Origin of the sequence: Lentzea alba, from assembly GCF_011067745.1 — a bacterium.
Classification (GTDB): domain Bacteria; phylum Actinomycetota; class Actinomycetes; order Mycobacteriales; family Pseudonocardiaceae; genus Lentzea; species Lentzea alba.
This window is the reverse complement of the sequence record NZ_JAAMPJ010000004.1, coordinates 129,477-148,058: the sequence shown is the minus strand read 5'-3', so window position 1 is coordinate 148,058 and position 18,582 is coordinate 129,477. Positions and strand designations below refer to the sequence as shown.

Here is an 18,582-nt window from a genome sequence, read left to right as displayed (position 1 = left end):
GGTGTTCTCCCATCGGGTCACGCGATCCGTTCCCTTCGTTCCGCCAGCACCGGAGTCCTGAACGGCTCCCCTGCCACCCACCGGCGGACCTCACTCACCGCGTGGCGGCCGAGCCTGAGCCACTCGTTGCCCTGCGAGCCCGCCAGGTGCGGCGTGATGAGCACGTTGTCGTGCCTCCACAACGGGTGGTCTGCGGGCAACACCTCCGGGTCGGTCACGTCGAGCACCGCCCGGATCCGTCCCACCTCGTCCACCAACGCCTCCTGGTCGATCACCGCACCGCGGGCGGTGTTGATCAGGACGGCGTCGTCGCGCAGCAGGCCGAGCAGCTCGCGGCTCACCAGTCCCCTGGTCTCCGGCAGCAACGGCGTGTGCACGCTGACCACGTCGCTGCGCTCGAACAACTCGTGGAGGCTCACGGACTCGGCACCGTCCACTTCGGTCACGAACGGGTCGTGCACCAGCACGTGGAAATCGTAGGGCCGCAGCAGTTCGACGACCCGGCGGCCGATCATCGACGCGGACAGGACGCCGACGGTCGTGCCGAAGTTCCCCACGGTGTCCGGGATGTCGTAGCCGGTCATCTGCTTGGCCGACCGGTATTCGCGGGCGCGTTCGAGCACGCGTTTGCCGCTCAGCAGGATCATCGCGACGGTGTACTCGGCCACCGGCAGCGCGTTGGCCTGTGCGGCCGACGACACCACGATCCCGCGGTCCCAGCAGGCGTCCGTGACGAAGCCGCGCACCGAGCCGGCGGTGTGCACGATCGCCTTGAGGCTGGGCAGACGGTCCAGGACGGCGGCGGTGATCGGCGGGCAGCCCCAGCCCGTGACGAGCAGGTCCACGTCCGGAAGGTCGGACAGGTCCTGGGTGATGAGACCGAAGTCGCAGACCTTTCGGAGATCATCGAGCACAGGCGTGAGAACGGCGGCGGCAGCCTCCCCCGACATCGCTGCCGCAGCGGTGTGCACAGTCCTCACTTGACGGCTCCCGCGGTCATCCCGGCTCGCCAGAACCGTTGCAACAGCATGAACGCGAGGATCAGCGGCAGCACCGCGAACAACGAGCCCATGATCACCACCGGGTAGTACTCGGGTGAGACGGTGGCCGAGCTGTTCCACTGGTAGAGGCCGAGGCTGACCGGGTAGAGCAACTGGTCGGAGAGCATGACCATGGGCAGGAAGAAGTTGTTCCAGATGGTGGTGAGCTGGAACAGGAACAGCGTGACCATGCCGGGTCCCAGCATCCGCAGCGCGACCTTGAAGTAGGTGCCGAGGTCTCCGGCGCCGTCGATGCGGGCGGCTTCCAGCACCTCGTCCGGCACGTAGCCCTGGGAGAAGATCCGGCCGAGGTAGACGCCGAACGGGTTGAACAGCGCCGGGATGAACACCGCCCAGAACGTGTTGACCAGGCCCGTGCCGGACGCCATCAGGTACAGCGGCAGCGCGAGCACGGTCTGCGGCACCATCACGGCGGCGAGGACGAGGCCGAAGAGCTTTTCCTTGTGGCGGAACGAGTACTTGTCGAACGCGTAGCCCGCGGCGATCGAGATGAACGCGCTGGTGGCCGCGCCGATCACCGCGTACAGGATGCTGTTGACGTACCAGCGGCCGTAGAGGCCCTTGTCCATCGCGAACAGGTTCTTGACGTTCTCGACGAACGCGAAGTCGCCGAACAGGTCACTGTTGAACAGGGCGTCGACGTCCTTGGTGGCGGCGAGCACCAGCCACAGCACCGGCAGCAGGGTGTAGAGGACCGCGACGCCGACGACGACGTTCACCGTGGTCCGGCCGAGGAGGGTCATCAGGCGGCCTTCCTGTTCGTCCAGCGGGTGACGGCGTAGGACAGCGCGACGGTGAAGGCCAGCAGGATCACCGAGGCCGCGGCGGCGAGGCCGTAGTTGTTGCGGGTGAAGGCGGCGTCGTAGATGTACATGCTCGGCGAGAACCGGGCGCTGATCATCGGGGTGGACTGGCTGAGCAGCACGGGTTCGGTGAATAGCTGCAGCGCCCAGATCAGCGTGAAGATGCCGACCGTGAAGATCGCGCCGCGCACCAGCGGTGTCTTGATCCGCAGCGCCTGTTTGACCGGGCCCGCGCCGTCGACGACCGACGCTTCGAGCACTTCTCGCGGTACCGCTTGGAGTGCGGCGTAGAAGATCACCATGTTGTAGCCGAGGTTGCTCCACAGGGCGATGTTCACGATCGACGGCAGGACGGTGTTGAGGCCGAGGAAGTTGACGTGGATGTCGCCCTTGGCGAACAGGTCGATGATCGGGCTGAGGCCGGGTGTGTAGAGGTAGAGCCAGATCAGGGCGGCGATGATGCCCGGTACGGCGTGCGGCAGGTACAGGCTCATCTGCGCCCAGCTGCGCAGTTTCGCGACGCCGGAGTCCAGCAGCAGCGCGAGGGTCAGCGCGCCTGCCACCATCAGCGGGATGTAGATCAGGCAGTACAGCACCACGGTGAGCAGGCCGCCGCGGAACGTCGGGTCGCTCAGCACGGCGACGTAGCTGCGCAGGCCGACGAACACCGTGCTCTCCGGGCCGAACCCGAGCCCCGGCTGGTCCTGCGCGAAGAAGCTCAGCCAGATCGCGGTGCCGGTCGGGACGAGGAAGACCGTGACGAGCAACAGGAAGAACGGCGCCATGAGGACGGCGCAGGCGAGTTTGCTCTTCACCGTTCGACCTCCTCTGTGGACAGTCCGAGCGCCTTCAGGTCGGGCATGGTGCCGCTCTGCGCTTCTCGCACCGCCTCGATGAGGGTTCCTTCACCCGCACCGGCTTTCGCGAAGCCGTCCTGCATGACCCGCTGGGTGGCGGTCATCCGCGGGCCCCACACCCAGCCGTCGCGGATCTTGTCGGCTTCCTGCTTGAAGAGCCCGTAGATGTCCTGGCCGCCGTAGTACTCGCCGGGGAACGCCTTGGCGCCCGCCGCGACCAGGCCGGGGGCGACCGGGTACTGGCTGCTGGTGCCGCTCTTGAGGCGGGCGGTGAGCGCGTCCGGGTGGGTGGTCTGCCATTCGATGAACTCCATCGCGGCCTCAGGTTCCTTCGAGTCCTTGGTGACCGCGAACGTCGAACCGCCGTGCGTGCCGACCACCGGCCGGTCCCAGACGGGCATGGGGGCGATGCGCCACTTGCCCTTCTGCGCCGGCCGGGCGCGCATCTGGGCGCCCGCGTCCCATGCGCCGCTGAGCCTCGTGAGGATCAGGTTCTGGCCGACCTGGGCGTCGTGTTGCTTGCTGTCGCTCGCGTTGCGGAAGACGAGGTCCTCGTCGATCAGGCCCTGCCAGTACTCGGCGACCTTGCGCGTGGGGGTGTCGGCGAGCGAGACCTGCCACTTGCCGTTGCCCGTGTCGAACCACTGCGCGCCGGCCTGCCAGGCGAAGCAGGCGAACTGCATGGCGCCGTCGGTCGGGAACAGCCCGAGCTTCTTGTCCGGGAACTTCGCCTTCACCTGCCGCGCGAGGTCCCGGTAGTCGTCCCAGGTCTCGGGGATCTGGAAACCGTTGGCCTCGAACAGGTCCGCGCGGTAGTGCAGCACCATCGGCTCGATGTCGAGCGGGACGCTGAAGACGCGGTGGTCGAACGTGGTCAGCTTGAGCGCCTGCGGCAGCAGTTTCTGCTTGATCCGATCGGTGACGAGGTCGGTGATGTCGCGGGCGACACCGTCGATCGCGTAGCCGGGCACCTGCGGGTACTCGATGGTGGCGACGTCCGGGGCGTTGCCCGCCCTGGCCGCGTTGCTGAGCTTGGCGTAGCCGCCCTGCCCGCCGGAGGGGATCTGCTGGAAGATCACCCTGATGCGGTTCTGCGTGGAGTTGAAGGCGTCGACGACCTGCTGGCTACCGCGCAGGGCCGACCAGAACGTGATCTCTACCGGACCTCCGGCACCGCGGCGTTGCGGAGTTGAACAGGCCGCCAGTGGTGCCGTGAGGCCCGCCGCGAGGAGCGTGCGACGACTCAGGCGCATGGCTCGCATCCTGATCGCCTGATCGGTTTATCGTCAAGAAACGGTCAAACGCTCAGTCGATGAGCGGACCTTCAACTCGGGCAGCAACTCGACGCGTTCGGCACTCCGACCTGGGCTTTGCAACTGTCGCAGGAGCACCTGGGCCGCCGCTCTCCCGACCTCGGTCTTCGGCGGCGCGATGGCCGTGAGCGGGATGCTGCCGAGCGCGGCGACCACGTCGTCATAAGCCACCACCGAGCACCTGCGCGGCACCCTGATGCCCGCGTCCGTCAGTTGCTGGACCAGCATCAACGCATCAACATCGCCGTGCAGGATCGTGGCGGTCGCCCGATGTGCCCTGAGAATGCCGACGAGTCCGGTGTCCGGTGAGCTGCCGACCGTGATGGCGTCGTCGAGGTCTGCTGAGATCTCCTTGAACGCTTTCCTGAGCGCTCGCGCGGTCGGGCTGTCGTCCCGTGCGGCGAGCACGATCCGGCGGTGACCGAGGTCGGTCAGGTGCTTCACGGCCATGTACATGCCGTACCAGTGGTCCGAGCACACGGAGTTCATCGCGCGCAGCGGGCCGGCCGGTCGGCGTTCCATCAGCACGGTCGGCACGCCGGTGTCGGCGAGCCAGTCGTCTTTGAGCTCTTCTTCGTGGGTGCGCCAGCGCGGGGCGATGAGCAGACCTTGGACCGGCTCGGCGAGCGCACGTTCGACGATCGGTTTCTCGGCACCTTTGACCTGCGGCGCGATGTGCAGGACGACCCGCATGCCGGCTTCTTCGAGTGCTTGGCGGGCACCGTTCATCGTCTCGTACAGGTAGGCGTGCCGTTCCGGCACGACGAGCGCCACCGCGCCGTTCGTTTCCCGCTTCGACGACGGCTGTTCCACCGGCGTGAGCGACCGCGCGACCCCATGCCCTCTGCGCAGTTTCCCGAGCTTTGCGAGCTCCTCGACGTCGCGGCGGATCGTGACGATCGAAACGTCCAGTTCGCTCGCCAGGTCGCTCACCTTCACCGTGCCCCGCGACGCGATGACGGCCAGGATTCGCTGCCGTCGCTGTTCGCTGGGTTCACGCATGACCGGCCGCCTGTTCGTTTGAGCGTTTGCGGCGAGCATAACCGGAGGAACGGTCACCACGCCGACCAACGCTCCCAGCCCGGTCACCGTGGCCGCCGCCATCGCCGCGAACCGCAGTGACACGCTCTCCGCGAGCCACGGCCCCGCAACAGCTCCGACGAGCGTCGCCAACGCCGCCACCGCCAGGAAGACCGCGGCGATCCGGCCCAGCACCTCGTTCGGCGCCACCCGCTGCAACGCGGTCTGCGGCGCGATCAGCGTGACCGATCCGAACGTCCCAACCACCACCGCGGCAGCCATCGCAACCCCGAGCCCCTCTGCGCTGAACAGCACCACGAATCCGGCAGCGGTCATCAACTGCGCGCTCGCGAGCGTCACGCGCAACTCGATCCGGTCGAGCCACCGGACGAGTACCGCGCCGCCCAGAAATCCCACGCCGAGCGCGGACAACACCGTCGCGACCTGCGTGATCCCTCCGAGCCGCTGCACGCCGAACGGCACCAGCAACGCGCTCAGCGATGCGTTCGCCATCAGGAACACTCCACTCAACGGCAGCAACACCCGAGCCAATCTAAACTCCCCCAACGCTTTCAGCCCGTCCCTCAATCCCGGCCGGGCATCACGGGACCTGGACCTCTTGCGAGTGCAGGCGATCGCGACGGCCGAGACGAGATAACTCAGGACGTCCAACGCCACCAGCACTTCAAACCCGGCCCACGCAAGCAGAACTCCCCCGAGCAGTGGTCCGACCAAGCGCACCACGCCGTCCGTGGCGGCGTTCCAAGAATTGGCACTGCTCAACGCCGCCCCAGTACCCACCACCGCCGGCACGTGCGCCTGGGCGGCCGGCCGAAACGCCACCGCCCCAACACTTTCCGCGAACACGGCAACGTAGATCGCGGTCCCACCGATCGACCAGCACTCCGGCGAACGGCCCGAGCAGCAACGCCGGCAGGTACTCCGCCGCGAGCGTCAGCCCGGTCGCGAACACCGACCCGGTCAACGCGTAGACGTGTGCCGGCACCGCCACCACCAGCAACCACGACCCGAGCATGCTGATCGCACGCCCGCTCCACAGGAACCGGAAGTCCCTCATCCCCCAGACGCTCATACTCACAAGATAGAGATACCGCGAAAGTGTTCTGTCAAGATAGCTTCCGTGGACTCCCTGGGACCAGCGCTGCGCTCTCTCCGTCAGGCCAGTGGCCGCACTGTCGCGTCGGTCGCGGCCGATGCGGGCCTGTCCGTGCCGTACATCGCGAATCTCGAGAACGGGCGTGGCAATCCGACCACCGGCGCACTCACCCGGCTGGCCGGTGCGCTAGGCACCGAGCTGCACATCTCGTTCGGGGAGGCCGCGGAGGCGCCTGCACCGCTGCCCCAGACACTTGTGCGGTTGCGGCGCAGCGAACGGTTTCGGGGCGCGGTAGCTGACATCGGTGCGGATCCGGCTGAGGTGATCGCCGCACTGGCCGCGGTGGGGCGCGTGGTCGAGGCGGGCGAGCAGGACTGGTGGCGCCTGCTGGACGCGATGGTGTTGATCGCGCGCCATCCAGCTTGACCCGAATCAAAACGGCGGCAGGTCACCCAGCACTGGTTCCGGGTCTCGTTGGTAGGTCTTTCCGGCCGGGCTGCGGAAGCAGAACCGGCCCGGCTTCGGCTGACTGACCTGCCAGGCCGAGCGGTGCTTCACGCGGTGATGCCTGCGGCAGAACGCACCCAGGTTGTCGGCCGAGGTCGACCCCAGCGGAAACGGCACCGTGTGGTCGAGGTCCGACTGGTGCGACGGCCGCGTGCAGCCGGGAAACCGGCAGGTCCGATCCCGCATCCACACGAACCTGCGCAAAGCGGCAGGCGGCCGGTACGTGCTGGCACCGAACTCCAGCGCCTCCCCCGTCACCGGATCGGTGAGCAGACGGCGCCAAGTGGAGTCCCCGGCCAACTCGCGAGCCAGGTCAGCGGTGATCGGCCCGTACCCGGCGAGCTCTCCAGGCTGCTCCGACAGCCCCATCAACGTGGCCGCGGACACCGCGACATACAGCTCCACCTTCACTGCACTCGTCTTGTCCGGCGTGGCGAGGATCAGGTCGGCGACCACATCGGCACGCACCTGATCCAGGGTCCGCGGATCGGTCGGGGTCTTGCTCTGGCGGGCGATGGCATCGACACGGGCATAGCAGGCGGTCGCGAGGTGCGCGGGCAGATAAGCCCAGAACCGCGCCATGTCCTCCTCCAGGACGTCGATCCCGGTGCACCGCTGCTTCTTGCGCTCCTCAGCCCGCTCCTTGTGCCCCTCGGGATCCACCCGCATCACCACCCGGTTGGTGAACTGCCGCATCTGCGCACCGGTCTGCTCCGACGCCCTGCCCAGCACCCGCTCCTCCACCTCGGCGGCGAGATCGGCCGACAGCGGCACCGTCTTGTCGTGCAGAACCCGGGCCTTGTACAGATCAATCTCGCCCTTCTCCAAGGCGTCCAGAGTCCGGGGCAACTTGGAGGCGAGGTCGAGAGCCAGGGCGACCTGGTCGGTGGTCCACCGGGACGTCCACCGCATGGCGGCCGCGATCTCGGTGTCGAAGAACTCCTCTCCTTCACACGCAATCGCATAGTCAGCGAGCACACGCAACGACCGCGCCTGATGATAGGCAATTTCTCTCTCGTGATAAGCCAGAGCATCGAGAACCTCGACCGCTTCCATGCCCACAATTCTATTCTTGATCAAAAACCAAAACGACCAAAACCCACCACTCGATAAGGTGAACCCGCAGCTCAGGCATGCCGCCGTATAGCTCGTACGTCTTTTCTCTCTCTACGACACGCAACCATTAGCAACCACCTCCGCACCCGCACGCGTAAACGCAAATGAACCAAGCCCCGCAACAGAGAGGATGTTGTGGCGGGATCGCCCGAGTTGGTCTGGCCCTCAACGCAACTGACCGCGGTGTCCTTCGGTGGATCTGTCGTCCGGCCTGGGCGGTCTCGCATGCATGTCACAGGCGGGCGGAAGTGACCTGATAGGAGCCTGTCGCCACAGGACCCATCTCTGTTCTGTCCGCCCCGCCCAGCCCGGTGCGTGCCGTCCCGACACGTTCCAGCGAGCAAGGACGGCGGTCTTCAGGATGCCCGATCCACACACCCCTGCCCACGGTGAGGTGTTCGGCGGAGTCGACACCCACACCGACACCCACCACGCCGCCGCACTCGACCACCTCGGCCGGCTCCTGGGCGACGCCCAATTCCCCGCCACTCCCGACGGCTGCACGCGACTGGGGCACTGGCTGCCCGACTTCGGCCCGGTCAAAGGTCGGCGTCGAAGGCACCGGCTCTTACGGCAAACAACTAGCGGTATCGCTGCGCCAGCACGGCATCCAGGTCCGCGAAGTCTCCCGCCCCGACCGGCGAACCCGCCGCAGCCACGGCAAATCCGACGTCATCGACGCCATCAACGCAGCCCGCGCCGTCATCCCCGACGACAAAACCGCCACACCAAAACCGCCGACGGGCCGATCGAGTCCGTCCGCGTCCTGCACATCGCCCGCTCCGGCGCGATCAAAGCTCGCACCGCCGCCCGCAACGAACTCACCAACCTCATCACCAACCCCATCCACGGCACCATGCTCGCCCTGCGCGCCATCGCCGAACGGATCACCAGCCTCACCCAGCACATCAACCAGCTCGACCGGCACCTCGAGCCGCTGGTCGCCACCACCGCACCGACTCTGGTCGGCCTGCTCGGCATTGGCACCGACATCGCCGGCCAGCTGCTCGTCACAGCCGGCGACAACCCCGACCGGCTCCACAGCGAAGCCTCCTTCGCCAAACTCTGCGGCGTCGCCCCACTACCCGCCTCATCCGGACGCACCGACAAACACCGGCTCAACCGAGGCGGCGAACGACAAGCCAACCGAGCCCTGCACACCACCGTCGTCGTCCGCCTGCGCTACTGCCCACGCACCCAGGCCTACCTGCAACGACGCACTACAGAAGGCCTCACCAAACGCGACATCATCCGCTGCCTCAAACGCTACGTCCTCCGCGAAGCCCACACAGCGATCATGAAAGACCTCGCTCGCAGCGCTTGACATCTATAGGAGCGTCCACCGACACAACGCGCCCACAGAATTCGTTCCGGCACACGCCCGACGAAGGAGGGCATGTGTCGGGTCGCCGCAGGCGTGCCCTAGAAGCCTGAAACAACTCTCAGCTCCCCACCACTAGCGTCAGCCACCGAGGGGGCAACACATGAAGATCGTGATTCCAGGCGGCACCGGCCAGATCGGCACAGTGCTGACCAGGGCACTGACAGCAGCCGGCCACGAGGTAGTGATCATCAGCCGAACCAGCGGCGTGCGCTGGGACGGCAGCACGCTGGGCGACTGGGCGGCAGAGATCGACGGCGCGGACGTCGTGATCAACCTGGCGGGCCGGAGCGTGAGCTGCCGCTACACGGCCGAAAACCTCCAGCAGATGATGCGATCGCGAGTGGATTCGGCGCGGGTCGTCGGACAGGCGATCGCCAAGGCCGCAAGCCCGCCCCGAGTGTGGTTGCAGATGAGCACGGCGACGATCTACGCCCACAGGTTCGACGCACCGAACGACGAGGAAACCGGCATCATCGGTGGCCGTGAGCAGGGCGTGCCGGGCTACTGGGCGTACAGCGTCGAGATCGCCAAGCGGTGGGAGGCGGAGCTGAACGAGGCCGACACGCCGCACACCCGCAAGGTCGCGCTCAGAGCGGCGATGGTGATGAGCCCGGACAAAGCCGGTGTGTTCGACTACCTTTCGTGGATGGCACGGCTCGGCCTCGGCGGACCGATCGCGGGCGGGCGGCAGTACGTGTCGTGGATCCACGACGACGACTTCGTGCGGGCGGTCGCGTTGCTGATCAGGGAACCGATCGAGGGCGCGGTGAACCTCGCGGCACCGGAACCGTTGCCGCAAAAAGACTTCATGCGCGAGCTGCGCAAGGCCTGGCACAGCCCGGTCGGGCTGCCCGCGACGAGCTGGATGGCCGAGATCGGGGCGTTCGTGCTCAGGAGCGACACCGAACTGCTGCTCAAGAGCCGCCGGGTCGTTCCGCAGCGACTCACCCAGGCCGGATTCGAGTTCCACTTCCCGAACTGGCGGGAGGCAGCGCAGAATCTGGCCCAGAGGTCGACCCAGCGCAGGAGGTGAGATGCCGAGGATCAACGACGTCGGCGGGCAGGACGGGTTCGGGCCGGTCGTGGAGGAGCTCGACGAGCCGCCCTTCCACGCCGACTGGGAAGCGCACGTGCTCGCGATGAACCGAGCGCTGATCGGGCGCGACATCTACAACCTGGACGAGTTCCGGGACGCCGTCGAACGGACGATGTCGCACGAGTCGTCCTACTACGAGAACTGGTTCCGGGCGATCCGGACGCTGCTCGAGGAGAAGGGCGTTGTCTGAGCGCTACCACCCAGGCGATCGGGTTCGGACGTCCACTGTGGACCCGGATCATCACACGCGGCTGCCGCACTACGCTCGCGGAAAGTCCGGCACGGTGATCGGCAGCGACGGCGTGCATCCGCTGGCGGACCTGAGCGCGCAGGGAATCGAGCAGCCGCAACAGGTGTACCTGGTGCGGTTCTCCGCACAGGAACTGTTCGGGCAGGGCGACCACACGGTGACCCTGTCCCTCTGGGAGGACTACCTCGGCGATGAGTGACGACCACGACGACTCCCCGATCGCCGCGCGCGTCCGGGAACTGGAAGCGATCCTCGAGGAGAAGGGGCTGCTGGACGCGCGGGAACTGGACCAGGTGCTGGAGGCGTTCGCGCACAAGGCCTCACCGGCCAACGGTTTCCGGGTGGTCGCGCGGGCCTGGGTGGACGACGGCTTCAAGGCGCGGCTGCTGGAGAACGCGAACGAGGCGTTGCCCGAGCTCGGACTGTCGATGGGTGGCGGGCTGCAGGTGCAACGGCTGCACGTCGTCGAGAACACCGCGCAGGTGCACAACGTGATCGTGTGCACGCTCTGCAGCTGTTACCCGCTCTCGCTGCTCGGTCCGTCGCCCACCTGGTACAAGAGCCCGGCCTACCGGTCCAAAGTGGTCAGCCATCCGCGTGAGGTGCTGGCACAGTTCGGGCTCACCCTGCCCGAGAGCACCGAGATCCAGGTGTGGGACGCGAACGCCGAGTCGCGGTACATGGTCCTGCCACGCCGGCCCGCGAACACCGAGGACCTGACCGAAGCAGAACTGGCCGCAAAGGTGACGCGCAACGGACTGATCGGCACCGCGGCCGTGTGAAGACCGCGGTGCCGATCGACCGGACTACAGGTTCTTCATGATGTTGTCGATCGCCTTGCCGAGCTGCGCGTACTTCTGCGTGTACAGCACGGGGAACACGCCGGGCGGGTCCGCCGGGCGGTTCGCGTCGACGTAGTCGGTGCCCAGGTTGCAGAACACGACCACGATGTAGTTGCGGTTGTTCTTGCCGCGGAACGACTTCACGATGCCCGCGTCGGAACCGGTGGTGTCGACCCAGCCGGTCTTGTGCGCGAAGGTCACCTCGGCGGCGTCGTTGCACGGGCGGACGTCACGGTCGTAGACGGCGTCGCCGACGGTCACCGTGCCGTCCGGCTTGATCCAGCGCGACGGCACCTGCTGCGGGATGCCCTGCACCGGGTAGTCGCGACCGCACCAGTTCGGCGTGGACAGCATCTCGTTGTGGCCCTGGCCGGCCAGGGTCTCCTGGAAGAACTTCCGCGACGAGGCCGACAGCTCGTTACGGGTGATCGCCTTGCCCTGGTCGGTCGTCCACAGGTCGCCCAAGCCGCCGTTGATCAGCAGCAGGAGCTTCGCGGTGTCGAGGCCGCTCATGTTCGCGCCGATCCACCGGCCGCCGTTGCCCGGGATGGTCCCGGTGACCATCAGCGTCGGCATGCCGAGGTCGACGAACGACTGGTTGATCTGGTCCCACGCGTTCAGGTCGTGGATCATCTTGATCAACGCGCAGGTGGACTCGTTCTGCGACTTCGTGATCATCTCGTCGAAGTGCTGGCGGATCTTCTTGACCGACGGCCCGCCGCACGCCTCGCGCACCGGGTTCGGGTCGTAGACGTAGTCGGCGTCCAGGTCGACCTTGCCCTGGTCCGCGAGCCGCAGCACGCCGAAGCCCACCATCAGCTTCAGCACCGAAGCGGGGTACGGCGACGAGAAGTCGATCGCCGCGTTCTCCCGGCCGGCCAGCACGTCCCGCGTGCCCTTGCCGCCGTTGACGTCCCACTCGGTGTCGTCCCACCAGCGGTACCGGACCTGGTCGGTGGACAGGCCCTTGCGCTTGACCGGCACGACCACGCCGTTCGGGTACTGCGGGCTGAGCAGGACGTTCGCCACCGTCGCGGGACGGCCCAGCGGGTCGAGCTCGATGATCGCCGCGTCCATGTTCGGCGTCTGGTGCAAGGGCTTTCCAGCCGCAGCCGCGTCCACAGCCGCGGTCGTCCGCGCCTGGGCCTTCCGCATCAGCTCGGCCGGGCTCGGGTCGTACTTCTCCCGCTGACCGGCCGACCGCGCGGCGAAGCCGGCTTCCGGTGGGGTCAGGTCGATGACGTCCTTGAAGTTCTGCGCGACGATCGCTTCGCGCAGCCGCTCCGCCAACTTCAGGTGGCTCTCTTCAGAGGCTGCCGCAGGTGCCAGGGAGGCACCCGTCAGCGCGAGCGCGGTGCACAGCACGGTGAACCGTTTGAGCTTCATTCACTTCCCCAGTTTGAAGTGGATCTCGAACGAGCGTACCGAGTGCCCTCACCCGCTCAACGAACCGGTTGCACCGAAGGAAGGTTCTCGACCGACCGCACGGACCGCGAGGTGACCATGAACAGCGTCGCGGCCACCTGGATCGCCGCGCAGCCCAGCAGGGTCGCGGTGATCCCGGCGGCCCCCGACACCGGACCGATCACCAGCTGCGCGAGCGGAACCGCCGCCATCGACCCGAGCATGTCGTAGGAGTAGACCCGCGCGAGCCGGTCCTGCGGCACGTGGTGCTGCAGCGACGTCTCCCACGCCACCCCGAACTGCTCCATGCACAGCCCGCACACGAAGGCGGCGAGCATCAGCAGCCACGGTTGCGGGTGCAGGGCGAGCGCCACGGGCAGCATCGCGAACGCCGCGATGCACGCACAGCCGAACAGCAACAACCGGCGCATCTTGAGCCGCAGCGTCAGAAAAGCTCCGGCGAGCATGCCCGCCGTCTGCGCGGCCAGCACGAAGCCCCAGGTCTCACGGCCGATCACGGTGTCCGCGAGGACCGGGCCGAGCACCATCGTGCCGCCGGCGTAGGCCGCGTTGACCAGGAAGAAGGCCACGACCACGATCCACACCCAGGGCCGCGACACGAACTCCGTCCAGCCGATCCGCAGCTCGGAGAGCACACCTGGTTTGTGCTCGGCGGCGACGCGGGCCGCGGGCACCCGCACGAACGAGAAGCACAGGCCCGCCAGCGCGAACGACAACGCGTCGACCGCGAGACCCCAGCCCGGGCCCGCGAAAGCGATCAACAGGCCGCCCAGCGAGGCACCCGCGATCATCGACGAGTTCAACCCGAGGCGCAGCAGCGCGTTGGCGCTCTGCCGCAGCTCGGTGGGCACGGTCTGCGGGACGAGGGCCGCGGAGGCGGGGAACGAGAACGCGCTCGACATGCCGTTCACCACCGCCAGCACCACGAACGCCGCGATGGACACCGATCCGGTCAGCACCAGGACGGCGAGCAGCCCCTGGCTCAGCGCCGACACCGTGGACGACCCGACGAGCACGAACTGGCGGGGCAGGCGGTCCGCCAAGACCCCGCCCCACAGCAGGAACACCAGGTTCGCGATCGAGCGCGCCGCCACGACGACGCCGAGCGTGGTGACCGACTCCGTCACGTCCCGCACGGCGAACACCAGCGCTATCTGCGCCATCGCGCTGCCGGCCATCGTCGTCACGCGAGCACCGAGCAGCCAACGGAAAGCCGGATGCGCCAACGGCGCGAGTGATCCCCCCATGAATCGCACCGTACCGCCGTGCCCAACCGAAAAATGCCGGGAGCCGCCCGATCCTCGGGGATCGAGCGGCTCCCGGTCACCGCACCCTCGGGTGCGATGAGGCGATGACCACCGCGGCGGCGACGGTCACCAGGTTCTTCAGGATGTACTGGGCTTCGAACGACGCCTGCAGCGGACCGGCCCACATCTCGCCGGGGAACAACACCAGAGGTGTCGACACCAGCACGACGTGACCGATCAGCAGGACCGCGCACAATCGTGGTGCGCGGAAGCTCAGCAGAACCACTGCGATCCCGATTTCGGTGATCGCGGCACTCAGTCTGGCCAAATCCCCGTGGATGATCCCGAACGTCAGCGCGGACACCGTGCGTTCGACGAGATCCTGTGCAGGGCTGCCACCGGGAAAGAGCTTCAGCACGCCGAACCAGAGGTACACGACCCCCAGTCCAAGACGCAGCAGCGGAATTCCGGACTCTCGCGCAAAACGAGTCAGGCGTTCTTCCGTGCTCTCGCGGCGTGTGGTTTCCGGACGCGACATTGATCTCCCTCTCCTGTCTGGCTGCCACCACCCAGCCAGACAGGAGGAGCGAGGAAGATCAGTTGCTCGGCGGCGGCGGGTCGCCGAGCGGGTTCAGCAGGTCGGCCTTGCCCTCGAAGGCGAACAGCAGCAGGTCGACCATGCGGAACGTGCTGGAGTCCGGGCCGAGCGTGGGCCGCCAGTACGGCGAGCGCACGATCGAGATCCGGCTGCCCTCGATGGCCCGGTGGAACACCTCGGCGGTGAGCCGGCCACCCACGGGACCCATCAGACCGTTGCCGACCTCCGCCTCGCGCAGGACGTAGAACCACAACGGCGTGGCCTCGGCCAGCTGCGCCTTCTGTTCCTCGGTGAGCGAGTCCAGGTTCGCGCCACCGTTGCCGACCAGGATCTGCTCGGCGGTGAGCGGTTCGACCCCGAACAGCTCCGCCATCTGCTGACCGGTGGCGAGCTCCATCATGTTCGCCCTGGTCAGGTTGCGGAACGCGAGGTTGCGCTGGATTTCCGGGAACTGCGTGCCACGGCCACCGAACGTGCCGGCCGGCAGCTGCCGCAGCGGGTCCACCAGCAGCGAGTCGATCCGCTTGGTGATGTTGCCGCCGCCGAACTCCGCCGGGGGCACCAGGTCGTCCCGGTCCGCCTCGGTGAAGTCGTAGAGGCGGCGGAAGTCCGCGATCCAGTTGCTGGGCAACGTGAAGACGTCACCCCTGTTCACGTCGTCCAGGTCGGGCACGCTGGAGCTGGGGTCGAAGTTGCCGGCGGTACCGGTGAACACGAACAGCAGGAACAGCGTGCCCGGCACGAGGCCGATGCCGGGAACCGAGTTGAACACCCGGTTCCACTCGTACTGCTCGCGGATCATGCTGTGGCCGAGCCGGTAGGACGCGACCGAGAACTCGATCGGCATCGTCGGCGTGTTGCCGTGGCCGTAGTGCTTGCCGGGCACCTCGAAGAACTTGCGGCCGTTGGTGAAGACGTCGTCCACGATCGCCGGGTCGACGATGCGCGGCAGGAAGTCCGTCCTCAGCATCCACTGGTAGTGCCGCACCACGAGTTCCTTGGCGGCGCGGAACAGCCGGTCACCCGTGAGGCCGGTGAGCGCGAGCTCGTCGACCACGCGGTTGTGGAACCGGATGAACGCCAGGTGGGTCTGCGCGATCACCAGGTTCTCGTCGTTGCGCGCGTCCGGGATCAGCGGCGCGCGCCGATCCGCGGCGGTGCCCGCGGTCCCACCGCGGCGCGGCAGGTCGAAGCCCTCCATCGGCGGGAACCCCGGCCCTGCCTCCGAGGTGGTGCCCATCTTGAGCTTCACGCCGTCCTCGGCGTAGAAGACCTGGTCGTCCTTGTCGCGCGGGCCGCGGCCGTAGACCGAGTCGAGGTCCAGCGCCGGCGAGCGGCCCTGCATCAGCTCGTCCACGTTGACGTCCTGGCCGAGCTGCGACTCGGTGCGGTCCATCGTCAGGTCGTGGTCGACGAACTGCCCGAGGTAGGTGAACCCCGCCGGCACGGCCGGGTTCTCCGAGTCGGGCTGGGTGCCGGTCGGCGTCATCGCGTTCGCGAGCGCCTCGCGCAAACCCTCGTCCGTCCGCGGGCCCTTGGGCCCGAGTCGTGAGAACCGGAACCTGCGCAACTCCTCCGCCGTGGAGGGCTGACGCGTGGTGGCCTCACCGCTGCCGTCGAATTCCAGCACTCCTTCGCCCACGACGAAGAAACTGTCGCGCACGTGCCTCTTCATACTTCCCCCTGTATTTCCCCTGTGTTCAGGCGACATGTTCTCCCCAACAAGCACCTGCCCCACCGCCAAGTCTCCAGACGGCGGAAAATACCGTCGAAGCTTTTGGCCAAAACCAAAACATCGTCACACAGCGGATACGAGATGGTCCGGAAGATTCATGAAAACCGGCAGCTCGGCCATCTCGCCTGAGAAATTCTCAGCTGTGCCACAGGAACTCTTCAAGATCTTATTTCGAACCGATGAGCGGACCGCGTGCCGCAGCCGGGTTTCCGGGCGGCGGCGACTGGGTACTACCGCGAAATGCTCGAAGTCACGGTGACCGAGTCGTCACCTGCCTGCACCCTCCTCACCGTCACCGGTGAACTCGCCGGAACCGGCTCGGAACGCCTGCTCACCCGGCTCGACCGCCTCCTCGACAAAGGCCACCGCTCCCTCGTGCTCGACCTCACCGGTGTCACGTTCTGCGACTCCAGCGGGATCAGCGCCCTGGTGCGCGGGCACGCCCGCGCCTCGGCCGCGGCGGGCCGGCTGCGGTTGTCCGCCGCGTCGCCTCAGGTGGCGCGGGTGCTCGAACTGTCCGGGCTCGCGCGGATGCTCGGCCTTCAGTCCACAGTGGACCTCACCACGTCGTGACGACCAGCTTGCCGGTGGTGTGCTCGCGGAGGAAGTCGACACAGGCCCGCGGCCCGTCGTCGAGCGGGTAGCGGCGGCTGATCGTGGCGGGCAACGTGCCGTCCGCCGCGAGTTCGGCGACCTCGCGCATGCCGCCCAGCTCGCCGTCGAGGTCGAGCACGAAGCTCAGGTCGACGTCGTCGCGGTCGCGCTCCGGCGGCGGGTAGGTGATCGTGAGCAGGTGACCTCCCGTGCGGAGAGTCGCGGCCACGTCCGCCAGCCGGTTGCCGGGCAGTGCGAGGTTGAACGCCGCGTCCACCCCGGCCGGGTAGTCGTCCGCGTAGCCGATGGTGACGTGGGCGCCGAGACCGCGCAGGATCTCGGCGTCGGCGGCCGTGGCGGTGGCAATCACCTGGGCACCGGCGGCGGCGAGCAGCGGCACGAGCGCGGTGCCGACTCCGCCGGTCGCGCCGACGACCAGCACGGTCTCCCCCGGCTTCGTCCGCGCGGTCGCAAGGAGCGCCCGCGCGGTCAGTCCGGCGGTCGCGAGTGCCGCCGCGTCAGGTGCGGACAACCCGCGCGGCCGATGCGCGAGCAACGGGGTGTCCGCCTCGAAGACCGCGTACTCGGCCAGCGAACCGGTGCTCAGCGAGGGCCGGTTCGCCCCGGCCATCGCCCGCAGCGCCCGCGGCACGGCCTGGCCGAAGATCTCGTCACCCTCGGCGAACGCCGTCACCCCTTCCCCGACCTCGGTGACCGTGCCGGCGAAGTCGTTGCCGGGCACGTGCGGGAACTCGAGCGGGGTCGTGTCCCGGTAGGCGCCGGACGGCAGGACGACGTCGGCCGGGTTGATCGAGGCGGCGGCGATCCGGACCTGGAGCTGTCCCGGTCCTGGCCTGGGCACCGGCACGTCCGCCACCAGGTACTGCTCCGGCGGACCGTAGTCCGGCGCGATGACTGCTTTCATCTCTGACTCACCCCCATAAACGGACCGACTGGTCACCTTATGGTGCGCGAAACGGACCGCGCGGTCAACTTGTTAGGCTGGTGCCGTGCCGTTGCGTGCTGACGCCGCCAGAAACCGCGAGTCGTTGCTGGCGGCCGCGATCACCGAGTTCGCCGAACAGGGGATGGACGCGCCGATCGCCGCCATCGCGCGCCGCGCGGGCCTCGGCAAGGGCACCGTGTTCCGGCACTTCCCCACCAAGGACGACCTGGTCGGCGCGATCGTGCTGGACCGGATCGCCCGGCTCACCGCCGCGGGCGAACGGCTGAGCACGGCTGCCGACGCGGGCGCGGCGCTGCTGGAGTTCATGACCACCGCCGCGCAGGAACGGGAACGGCTCGACCTGTCAGTCCTGCAAGGAGATCTGGGGGCGGAGGTCGCGGCGGCGCAGACGCGGATGAGCGCGGTGATCGACGCCCTCGTCGACCGCGCGCGAGAACAGGGCGCGGTGCGGGCGGACATCACCGGCGCCGACGTGATGTTGCTGATGTGCGTGCCGAACGACGTGGTCAAACACCTGCCGTCCGGCGCGCCCGATCTGTGGCGGCGCTACCTGGCGATCCTGTTCGACGGGTTGCGACCCGAAGGCGCCCACCCGTTGCCGGTACCGCCACCATCCTGAGTGCACTGTGCTCAATTGCGCTGTTCTGAAG

General features: G+C 67.7%; 19 protein-coding genes. 8 read left to right on the top strand and 11 right to left on the bottom strand.

Annotated features, from left to right (window positions below; genetic code table 11):
• Positions 1–17: 17 nt before the first annotated feature.
• The 5 genes from G7043_RS16365 to G7043_RS49885 are packed head-to-tail and all read right to left on the bottom strand — an operon-like array spanning position 18 to position 5,933.
• Positions 18–980 (bottom strand): hydroxyacid dehydrogenase, encoded by a 963-nt coding sequence (locus G7043_RS16365; protein ID WP_313887912.1) that lies wholly within the window; start codon positions 978–980, stop codon positions 18–20.
• Positions 977–1,804 carry a carbohydrate ABC transporter permease gene (locus tag G7043_RS16360; RefSeq protein WP_166046528.1) on the bottom strand — a complete coding sequence of 276 codons (828 nt, stop codon included), beginning with the start codon at positions 1,802–1,804 and terminating at the stop codon, positions 977–979. The genes G7043_RS16365 and G7043_RS16360 overlap by 4 nt, the downstream gene beginning before the upstream one ends.
• The gene (locus G7043_RS16355; protein ID WP_313887911.1) at positions 1,804–2,679 is read right to left on the bottom strand and encodes a carbohydrate ABC transporter permease; all 876 of its coding nucleotides are present in this window, start codon (positions 2,677–2,679) and stop codon (positions 1,804–1,806) included. Before G7043_RS16355 ends, G7043_RS16360 begins: the two co-directional genes overlap by 1 nt.
• The gene (locus G7043_RS16350; RefSeq protein WP_207311268.1) at positions 2,676–3,974 is read right to left on the bottom strand and encodes an ABC transporter substrate-binding protein; all 1,299 of its coding nucleotides are present in this window, start codon (positions 3,972–3,974) and stop codon (positions 2,676–2,678) included. Before G7043_RS16350 ends, G7043_RS16355 begins: the two co-directional genes overlap by 4 nt.
• Positions 3,975–4,007: 33 nt before the next feature.
• Positions 4,008–5,933: an MFS transporter gene (locus G7043_RS49885; protein WP_390827396.1), complete on the bottom strand. Its 1,926-nt coding sequence runs from the start codon at positions 5,931–5,933 to the stop codon at positions 4,008–4,010.
• Between the two features lie 262 nt (positions 5,934–6,195).
• On the opposite strand from G7043_RS49885, the gene G7043_RS16335 reads away from it, so the two are divergent.
• Entirely contained in the window at positions 6,196–6,597 is a 402-nt protein-coding gene (locus G7043_RS16335; RefSeq protein ID WP_166046525.1) for a helix-turn-helix domain-containing protein, read from the top strand.
• A 6-nt stretch (positions 6,598–6,603) separates the two neighbouring features.
• Here the strand turns inward: G7043_RS16335 and G7043_RS16330 are convergent, their stop codons facing one another.
• The gene (locus G7043_RS16330; RefSeq protein ID WP_166046524.1) at positions 6,604–7,734 is read right to left on the bottom strand and encodes an HNH endonuclease signature motif containing protein; all 1,131 of its coding nucleotides are present in this window, start codon (positions 7,732–7,734) and stop codon (positions 6,604–6,606) included.
• A 421-nt stretch (positions 7,735–8,155) separates the two neighbouring features.
• On the opposite strand from G7043_RS16330, the gene G7043_RS16325 reads away from it, so the two are divergent.
• The 5 genes from G7043_RS16325 (at position 8,156) to G7043_RS16310 (ending at position 11,306) form a co-directional block, all read left to right on the top strand.
• The gene (locus tag G7043_RS16325) at positions 8,156–9,118 is read left to right on the top strand and encodes a transposase (RefSeq protein ID WP_207311267.1); all 963 of its coding nucleotides are present in this window, start codon (positions 8,156–8,158) and stop codon (positions 9,116–9,118) included.
• Between the two features lie 160 nt (positions 9,119–9,278).
• The gene (locus G7043_RS16320) at positions 9,279–10,211 is read left to right on the top strand and encodes a TIGR01777 family oxidoreductase (RefSeq protein ID WP_166046523.1); all 933 of its coding nucleotides are present in this window, start codon (positions 9,279–9,281) and stop codon (positions 10,209–10,211) included.
• Between the two features lies 1 nt (position 10,212).
• Complete coding sequence (locus tag G7043_RS50380; RefSeq protein ID WP_207311266.1) at positions 10,213–10,464, top strand: SH3-like domain-containing protein; 252 nt, start codon at positions 10,213–10,215, stop codon at positions 10,462–10,464.
• A complete protein-coding gene (locus tag G7043_RS50375) occupies positions 10,457–10,723 on the top strand; it encodes an SH3-like domain-containing protein (RefSeq protein WP_207311265.1) in 267 nt (88 codons plus the stop codon). Before G7043_RS50380 ends, G7043_RS50375 begins: the two co-directional genes overlap by 8 nt.
• Positions 10,716–11,306, top strand: a complete 591-nt coding sequence (locus G7043_RS16310; protein WP_166046522.1) for a nitrile hydratase subunit alpha — start codon at positions 10,716–10,718, stop codon at positions 11,304–11,306. Before G7043_RS50375 ends, G7043_RS16310 begins: the two co-directional genes overlap by 8 nt.
• A 24-nt stretch (positions 11,307–11,330) precedes the next feature.
• Here the strand turns inward: G7043_RS16310 and G7043_RS16305 are convergent, their stop codons facing one another.
• From G7043_RS16305 to G7043_RS16290, 4 genes are all read right to left on the bottom strand, one after another.
• The gene (locus tag G7043_RS16305) at positions 11,331–12,752 is read right to left on the bottom strand and encodes a serine hydrolase (RefSeq protein WP_166046521.1); all 1,422 of its coding nucleotides are present in this window, start codon (positions 12,750–12,752) and stop codon (positions 11,331–11,333) included.
• A 56-nt stretch (positions 12,753–12,808) separates the two neighbouring features.
• The gene (locus G7043_RS16300) at positions 12,809–14,038 is read right to left on the bottom strand and encodes an MFS transporter (protein ID WP_166046520.1); all 1,230 of its coding nucleotides are present in this window, start codon (positions 14,036–14,038) and stop codon (positions 12,809–12,811) included.
• A 76-nt stretch (positions 14,039–14,114) separates the two neighbouring features.
• A complete protein-coding gene (locus G7043_RS16295; protein ID WP_166046519.1) occupies positions 14,115–14,474 on the bottom strand; it encodes a hypothetical protein in 360 nt (119 codons plus the stop codon).
• 160 nt (positions 14,475–14,634) lie between these two features.
• A complete protein-coding gene (locus G7043_RS16290) occupies positions 14,635–16,299 on the bottom strand; it encodes a peroxidase family protein (protein WP_313887909.1) in 1,665 nt (554 codons plus the stop codon).
• Positions 16,300–16,563: 264 nt separating this feature from the next.
• On the opposite strand from G7043_RS16290, the gene G7043_RS16285 reads away from it, so the two are divergent.
• Positions 16,564–16,944, top strand: coding sequence for an STAS domain-containing protein (locus G7043_RS16285; RefSeq protein ID WP_207311264.1), 381 nt, complete (start codon positions 16,564–16,566; stop codon positions 16,942–16,944).
• On the opposite strand, the gene G7043_RS16280 is transcribed toward G7043_RS16285, so the two are convergent.
• Entirely contained in the window at positions 16,931–17,890 is a 960-nt protein-coding gene (locus tag G7043_RS16280) for an NADP-dependent oxidoreductase (protein WP_166046517.1), read from the bottom strand. The genes G7043_RS16285 and G7043_RS16280 overlap by 14 nt on opposite strands.
• Before the next feature lie 85 nt (positions 17,891–17,975).
• Here G7043_RS16280 and G7043_RS16275 point away from each other — a divergent pair, with 85 nt between their 5' ends.
• Entirely contained in the window at positions 17,976–18,551 is a 576-nt protein-coding gene (locus tag G7043_RS16275; RefSeq protein WP_166046516.1) for a TetR/AcrR family transcriptional regulator, read from the top strand.
• Positions 18,552–18,582 lie beyond the last annotated feature (31 nt).

Excerpts from the sequence above, each read along its gene's own strand:
- G7043_RS16360 (WP_166046528.1), bottom strand. The coding sequence starts at position 1,804 with ATGACCCTCCTCGGCCGGACCACGGTGAACGTCGTCGTCGGCGTCGCG.
- G7043_RS16350 (WP_207311268.1), bottom strand. The coding sequence starts at position 3,974 with ATGCGCCTGAGTCGTCGCACGCTCCTCGCGGCGGGCCTCACGGCACCA.
- G7043_RS16330 (WP_166046524.1), bottom strand. The coding sequence starts at position 7,734 with ATGGAAGCGGTCGAGGTTCTCGATGCTCTGGCTTATCACGAGAGAGAA.
- G7043_RS16325 (WP_207311267.1), top strand. The coding sequence starts at position 8,156 with ATGCCCGATCCACACACCCCTGCCCACGGTGAGGTGTTCGGCGGAGTC.
- G7043_RS16320 (WP_166046523.1), top strand. The coding sequence starts at position 9,279 with ATGAAGATCGTGATTCCAGGCGGCACCGGCCAGATCGGCACAGTGCTG.
- G7043_RS50380 (WP_207311266.1), top strand. The coding sequence starts at position 10,213 with ATGCCGAGGATCAACGACGTCGGCGGGCAGGACGGGTTCGGGCCGGTC.
- G7043_RS16310 (WP_166046522.1), top strand. The coding sequence starts at position 10,716 with ATGAGTGACGACCACGACGACTCCCCGATCGCCGCGCGCGTCCGGGAA.
- G7043_RS16305 (WP_166046521.1), bottom strand. The coding sequence starts at position 12,752 with ATGAAGCTCAAACGGTTCACCGTGCTGTGCACCGCGCTCGCGCTGACG.
- G7043_RS16300 (WP_166046520.1), bottom strand. The coding sequence starts at position 14,038 with ATGGGGGGATCACTCGCGCCGTTGGCGCATCCGGCTTTCCGTTGGCTG.
- G7043_RS16280 (WP_166046517.1), bottom strand. The coding sequence starts at position 17,890 with ATGAAAGCAGTCATCGCGCCGGACTACGGTCCGCCGGAGCAGTACCTG.